Below are 6,672 nucleotides of genomic sequence, written 5' to 3' on the forward strand. Positions count from 1 at the left end.
TACAGTCGATGATGAACAGTAGTGAGGGTGGGGTGACCCCGTCGACGGCCGAAGCCCGTACAGACGGGTACGTCGTCGAACGCGCCCACCGCACGGTCCGTGCCGGCCCGGTCGCGCCGCGTGGCGACTAGGATTCCCGAATTCGGCGTCGAGGCTCGGGGGTTGCCATGACCGGATCACACGATCGGACACCTGCGCCGGGCCCGGCCATCGACACGCCGGGGACCAGTGCCGGCCTGCGCCGCATGTGGTGGGGGCAACGCCGCAGGCGCGCGCGTGGCGTCATGTACGGCATCGTGATCTCGGGGAGCCTGTTCGGGTACGGATACGGCCATCCGGACAGTCCCGGGGCGAGCGTCGCGGTGGCCGTCGGGGTCCTGTTCGTGACGGGTTTCGCGGTAGTTGTCATGCGGGGGCTGGCCGACCACCGGGGTCGTCGCAAACGGATGTACACCCTGCTCCGCACACATCCGTGGGTCCAGGTGCGTTTCGTCGTCGAGCCGGTCTCGAATCCTCGCGGCTCCCGGTGGGAGGGCCTGCGATTGCTCCGGTCCGACGGCACGACGCTGGTCGACGCGTTGGCGCCATGGCCCGCCGAGGTCCGACGGCGGGTGCGCGAGTCGGGGGTGACCCGACTGTGGTGCGCGGGTGACTCTCGCACGGGGGCGGTGATCGCCCTCCCCGGCGCCGAACACCCCGTGCTGTACGAGCCCGACCCTTCGGCCGGGCCGGCGTCGACCGTCACGCGAGCCGACTACGACCGCACGACCGGCCCGGCCGCCGGCGTGGATCCGGCCGGCCTGCGACTGCCGGCCCGTCGCCTGGCGCGGTTCGTGCGGATACTCGCGTACAACCTGTTCGGGTTGGCCACTCTCGCGGTCGCGGGCGCAGTGTCGCGCGCGGCCGGCGAGGACGCGTCCAGGTGGAAGGGCGCTCTCCTTCTGGCGGTGCCGCCGGCCGTCGTGTCGGTGCTGTGTGTGGTCGTCATTCCGTGGGTGGTCCCGTCGATCGGGATCGACGCGACCGGAATCACGCGTACCCCGACGCGTGGGAAGGTCGTCCGGATGGCGTGGACGGACATCGAGGACGTCGCCTTCGTCGGGGGCGAACTCATGGTCTATCCGCGGGCCGGAGCCGTGGTCGGCTGGTACCTGTTTCCGGGCCCGGGCGGGCGAATGGGCACTCTGGCACTGCGCGAGCGGGCCGGGCCGGCCAAGGCCGAGAGGGTTGCCCGCAGGGCGGCGATCTCGGCGGCGTTGCCCTACTTCGCGTGGGGGGTGGCGGGCTCGGACATCGGGATACGGATCGGCTCCACGCCGACACCGCGTCCCGCCGCAGGGGTCCGTTGATCCGGACCGGCGCACCGCGCGGGGCCGACACGGGGAATCGCGCGGGGGACGTCGGCCCGTTGTCGGTGGCTCGGTGGGGTAGGACATCCAGAGCGAACCGCCTGTCCGTACCGCCGTAGCCCGCTCGCCTGCCGACGCCGATTCGTGATCGTCCCGGACCGATCGAGGAGTAATCGATGCCACGTCGTCCCTTCGGGCTCACCGCCGCCTTGGGTGTGTCCGTGCTTGTGCTCGCCGCGTGCAGCAGCCCGTCCGGTACCGACCCGGACGACGAGAAGACCCCCAAGGGCGCACCGACGGTCGCGGGCAAGGGCAGCAACGCCATAGCCGTGATCACCCACGGCTCGGCCGGGGACGCGTTCTGGAGCGTCGTGCAAAACGGTGCCCGGGACGCGGGCAAAAAGCTGGGCGTGGACGTGCGCTACCAGGGCAACGGCGACCCGGCCGGCCAGGCTCGGTTGATCGACAACGCGGTGACCCAGGGAGTGGGCGGCATCGTGGTCTCGATGGCCAATCCCGATGCGCTGGCCGCCTCGATCAAGGCGGCCGGTGCCAAGGGCATCCCCGTGATCACCATCAACTCCGGGCAGAGCAGATCCGCCGAATTCGGCGCTGTCGCACACGTCGGCCAGGACGAGTCGATCGCCGGCGAGGCGGCCGGTGCCAAGCTCAAGCAGGGCGGCCGGACCAAGATGCTGTGCGTCATCCACGAGGCCGGCAACATCGGCCTGAACCAGCGATGCGACGGCGCCAAGGCGGGCTTCGGCGGCGCGACCCAGACCCTCCAGGTGGACATCGGCAACCCCACCGACACGCAGGCCCGCATTCGCGGCGCGCTCCGGTCCGACTCCTCGATCGACGCCGTGCTCGCGCTCAACCCTCAGGTGGCGGCGGTCGCGGTGGGTGCCGTGGGAGACGCGAACTCCAAGGCGCAGATCGCCACATTCGATCTCAACCCGGACGTGGTCGCCGGAATCAAACACGGCAGGATCGTCTTCGCGGTGGACCAGCAGCAATACCTCCAGGGCTACCTGCCGGTGATGATGATCAAGCTCTATCGGGACAACGCCAACACGGTCGGCGGCGGCAGGCCCGTACTCACCGGTCCCGGCTTCGTCGACAAGAACAACGTCGGCACGGTGGCCGAGTACGCGCAGCGAGGGACCAGATGACGACGAACCCTGCGACGCCGTCCTCTTCGTCCTCCCCATCCGAGACGAGCGGGGCGACCGGGGCGAGCGGGCCCGTCGATGCCGGCCCCGGCGTGCCCGTGCCCACCGCGTCCGGCAAGGACGAACGGGTCGCCTCGCCCACCCTCGCGCACCGGCTGCTCATGCGGCCCGAACTGGGCTCGCTGATCGGCGCCGTGCTCGTCCTGTGCTTCTTCTCGATCGTCGCCGACGGGTTCTTCACCGCGGCCGGCGCGGCGACCTGGCTGGACGACGCGGCCGGCCTGGGCATCATGGCCGTAGCCGTGGCACTGCTGATGATCGGCGGCGAATTCGACCTGTCGGCGGGTGTGATGACCGCCTCGACCGCGCTGATCACGGCCATGTTGGCGACCCGGGCCGGTTGGTCGGTGTGGCCCGCGCTCGCGGTGTCCCTCGCGTTCGCGCTCGCGGTCGGCGCGCTCAACGGCTGGCTCGTGGTGCGCACCGGTCTGCCGAGCTTCATCATCACGCTGGGCACGTTCCTGGCCCTGCAGGGCCTCAACCTCGGCGTCACCCGGCACGTGACGAACAGCGTCCAGGTCGGCGGGATGCGCTCCACCGACGGCTACGAGTCGGCCGGGCGGTTCTTCGCCTCGACCATGGCGATCGCCGGCACCGAGATCCAGGTCTCGGTGCTGTGGTGGCTGCTGTCGGCGGCCTCGGCCACCTGGGTACTCGCGCGCACCCGCTTCGGCAACCGGATCTACGCCGTCGGCGGCGCTCCGGTCAGCGCCCGCAACGTCGGCGTCCCGGTCGACCGCACCAAGATCGTGCTGTTCACGACGACCGCGGGCGCGGCCTGGCTGGTCGGCTCGATCAACATCCTGCGCTACACGTCGGTCCAGGCCAATCAGGGCATCGGCCTGGAATTCCAGTACATCATCGCGGCGGTGATCGGCGGTTGCCTGCTCACCGGCGGTTACGGCTCGGCGATCGGCGCCGCGGTGGGCGCGCTGATCTTCGGGATGGCTCGCCAGGGCATCGTCTACGCGCAGTGGAACAGCGACTGGTTCCAACTCTTCCTGGGCGTGCTGCTGCTCGCGGCCGTCCTGGTCAACAACTCCTTCCGGCGCCGCGCGGAGAGGTCTCGTCGATGACACAACCGAGCATCGGTCCAACTCCCGAGGAACCGGCCGGCCACACGAGCGCCGCAGCCCGGGACGCGGGCGCCGCGCGTGCCGACGCGCGCCCGCGTGATGCCGCGCACCTGCTCGAACTGCGCGGCGTCGGAAAGCGGTTCGGCAGCGTGATCGCGCTCGACGACGTGTCCGTGTCGGTGGACGCGGGCGAAGTGACGTGTGTCCTGGGGGACAACGGCGCGGGCAAGTCGACCTTCATCAAGATCCTCGCGGGCGTACACGCGAACGACAGCGGGGCGTACCTCGTGGAGGGCGCCCCGGTTCGCTTCGCCTCGCCCCGGCAGGCGCTCGATCGAGGCATCGCCACGGTCCATCAGGACCTGGCCGTGGTGCCGTTGATGAGCGTGTGGCGCAACTTCGTCCTGGGTTCGGAACCGGTCAAGGGGCGCGGTCCGTTCGCTCGGCTCGACGTCACGCAGGCGCGCGCCGTCGCGCGGCGCGCACTCCTGGACATGGGCATCGACCTGCGCGACGTCGAACAGCCGGTGGGTACGCTCTCCGGCGGCGAGCGCCAGTGCGTGGCGATCGCCCGGGCCGTGCACTTCGGCGCGAAGGTGCTGATCCTCGACGAGCCCACCGCCGCCCTCGGCGTCAAACAGGCCGGCGTCGTGCTCCGCTACATCGCCCGGGCCCGCGACCGCGGCCTGGGCGTCGTGTTCATCACGCACAACCCCCACCACGCCTACCCGGTGGGAGACCGATTCCTGCTGCTCAACCGAGGTCGCAGCCAGGGATGCTTCGCCAAGTCCGAGATCACCCCGGCCGAACTCACCCGGCAGATGGCCGGCGGCACCGAACTGGAGTCCCTCGCCCACGAGTTGGACGCGGGCGCCGCGACGTGACCGCGGCTCAGTCCAGGCGCATGCCCAGTACCCGGCCCGGCCACGGTTGCCGGCCGTCGCGCTCGACCGTGAACGTCGTCAGGGGGGTGAAGCCCAAGGCGACGTACTGTTCGACGAGCCCGCCGCCGTTGCCCGCGTAGCAGTCGACCCGGACCAGGCGCACGCCGCGTCGTCGGGCCTCCTCGCACGCGTCCGCGATCAGCGTCGCGCCCACCCCGAGTCCGGAGAATCGGCGATCGACGACCAGCAGAGCGACGTACAACTCCGGCTCCGCGGCGGCATCGACGTAGTCGGCGGGCGTGTCCGAGACCACGCAACAACCGGCGGCCGAGCCGTCGACCTCCGCGATCCGTGTCGTCTGCTCCCGCAGCCGCTTCTCGACGCGTTCGACCGCCTCCGGTCGAGCGGACCAGGGTTCGCTGCCCCACTGGCCCACCTGACCGCGGGCGGTGAGCCACGCCACCGCACCGTCGAGCATGGCCAACACCTCGGCCAGGTCGGTCAGGTCGCCACTGCGGACGTTCACTCGGCTCGTCATGCCGACCCATTCTGTGCCGTGCGTCCGACACCCGCGCAGCGGCCCCTCGGCACGACAGCCCGCTCAAGGGGACCCGGGACGAGACGATCACCGGGTGTCCGCACCCTGGGCGACAGCCGACCACGGCCGAGCCGGGATGCCGCCGGTTCAGTGGCGGCCGTGCGCGCTGTCCGACGCCCCGCCGAAGAGGCGGGCAATCGCTCGGAAGGGGAGGGTGACCACCGTGGCGACGGCACCGCCGACGGCTCGGAACACATCGGCTATCGCCTTGAACATCAGAGGTACCTCCGGCCGGTCCGGCGGCGGACGCTCGGCGACCGTCGCGCACGGTGCTTCACGATTTCCATGCCCGGTGGCAGGTCGAGGAAACCGTACGGTCCAAGTGCGCGGGCGCACCCGTCACGCCCACGGGCCGGAGCCGGGCGACCGCTTCGCGAACGTCCGCCGATACGAGTCGCACGGCTCGCGGCCGAGAGCCGCGAGCGCGACCCGCGCCGACGCGGAGGGCGCGGGTGGGCGTACCGCGAACCGGATCCGCGATCGGCTCGGGCACCCGGCCGACAACGCGGAGCCCGGCTCTCAACGCACGCCGTCCAACATGCGCAACACCGCGCGCTCCATCGGCCCGCGGGTGGCCAGATCGCCGAAGGACAGCCCGTCTCCCAACCGGGCGAGGGAACCGGCGACGGTGACACCTCGGTCGTAGCAGTCGAATACGCGGGCGTCGATGTAGGACGCGCGCGCCACGGCGGGGGTGTTGCCGAGGTAGTCGGCCACTTCGCGCACCACCCTGGCCCGGGCGCGGCGCCGTGCCGTGGGCGAGTCGGCGACCGCACCGGAGACCGCCAGGCCCACGGCGGCGAGCACGGTGGCATGCCAGGTCCGAAAGTCCTTGGTGGTGAAGTCGCCGCGGGCGCGCTCCTGGATGTACGCGTTGAGGTCGTCGGCGTGGATGGGGGACAGCCGATTGTCGGGTCGCCGGTAGCGAAACAGCGGACCGTCGGCGGTCGCGGTTCGGCGCAGGGCCACCACGACCGGCTTGACCAGATCGTCCACCAGGACCCGGCTGTGCGTCTGCCCGCTCTTGGCGGGAAACGCGAACCGCAGTTGTCCGCCCTGTACTCGGATGTGCTCGCGGCGCAGTGTGGTCAGTCCGCAACTGCCGTTGGTGCGTACGTACTGCTCGCTGCCGGAGCGGAAGAAGCCCAGGTCCACGAGGTGGAAGCACGCGGCGAGGACGCGCTCGCGGCCGAGGCCCGGTCGGGTCAGGTCGTGCTCCACCTCGGTGCGGGCCCGGGGCAGGTGTCGAGCGAGGTCGGCGGCGCGATCGTGCTTGGCCACGTTGCGACGGGCGCGCCACAGGTCGTGGTAGACGTACTGCCGCCGGCCCGCGGCGTCGGTGCCCACCGCCTGGATGTGGCCGTCCGGACGGGCACAGATCCACACGTCGGTCCAGGCCGGGGGCAGAACCAGAGCGCGGATCCGTTCCAGGACGGCGGGATCGCTCACGGCGGTGCCGGCCCGGTCGAGGTAGCCGAAACCGCGTCCTCGACGACGCCGAGTCAGGCCCGGACCGGTGGGGTCCACGCGCCG

General features: G+C 71.3%; 7 protein-coding genes. 4 read left to right on the top strand and 3 right to left on the bottom strand.

Annotated elements, in window-relative coordinates; all coding sequences use genetic code 11:
* The first annotated feature begins 167 nt into the window (after positions 1-167).
* The 4 genes from GT354_RS46465 (at position 168) to GT354_RS46480 (ending at position 4,541) form a co-directional block, all read left to right on the top strand.
* Positions 168-1,349, top strand: a complete 1,182-nt coding sequence (locus GT354_RS46465) for a hypothetical protein (protein ID WP_161363632.1) — start codon at positions 168-170, stop codon at positions 1,347-1,349.
* Between the two features lie 176 nt (positions 1,350-1,525).
* Positions 1,526-2,521: a sugar ABC transporter substrate-binding protein gene (locus tag GT354_RS46470; protein ID WP_161363634.1), complete on the top strand. Its 996-nt coding sequence runs from the start codon at positions 1,526-1,528 to the stop codon at positions 2,519-2,521.
* Positions 2,518-3,657, top strand: a complete 1,140-nt coding sequence (locus GT354_RS46475; RefSeq protein WP_161363636.1) for an ABC transporter permease — start codon at positions 2,518-2,520, stop codon at positions 3,655-3,657. The genes GT354_RS46470 and GT354_RS46475 overlap by 4 nt, the downstream gene beginning before the upstream one ends.
* Entirely contained in the window at positions 3,654-4,541 is an 888-nt protein-coding gene (locus GT354_RS46480; RefSeq protein WP_161363638.1) for an ATP-binding cassette domain-containing protein, read from the top strand. The genes GT354_RS46475 and GT354_RS46480 overlap by 4 nt, the downstream gene beginning before the upstream one ends.
* A gap of 7 nt (positions 4,542-4,548) precedes the next feature.
* Here GT354_RS46480 and GT354_RS46485 read toward each other — a convergent pair whose 3' ends face one another.
* From GT354_RS46485 to GT354_RS46490, 3 genes are all read right to left on the bottom strand, one after another.
* The gene (locus GT354_RS46485; RefSeq protein ID WP_202513067.1) at positions 4,549-5,079 is read right to left on the bottom strand and encodes a GNAT family N-acetyltransferase; all 531 of its coding nucleotides are present in this window, start codon (positions 5,077-5,079) and stop codon (positions 4,549-4,551) included.
* A gap of 147 nt (positions 5,080-5,226) precedes the next feature.
* Positions 5,227-5,355 carry an LPFR motif small protein gene (locus tag GT354_RS56175; protein ID WP_272924030.1) on the bottom strand — a complete coding sequence of 43 codons (129 nt, stop codon included), beginning with the start codon at positions 5,353-5,355 and terminating at the stop codon, positions 5,227-5,229.
* A gap of 303 nt (positions 5,356-5,658) precedes the next feature.
* On the bottom strand, positions 5,659-6,666 hold the full coding sequence (locus GT354_RS46490) for a DNA topoisomerase IB (protein ID WP_161363652.1): 1,008 nt from the start codon (positions 6,664-6,666) through the stop codon (positions 5,659-5,661).
* Positions 6,667-6,672: the final 6 nt, after the last annotated feature.

This window comes from Streptomyces sp. SID3343, assembly GCF_009865215.1.
Classification (GTDB): domain Bacteria; phylum Actinomycetota; class Actinomycetes; order Streptomycetales; family Streptomycetaceae; genus Embleya.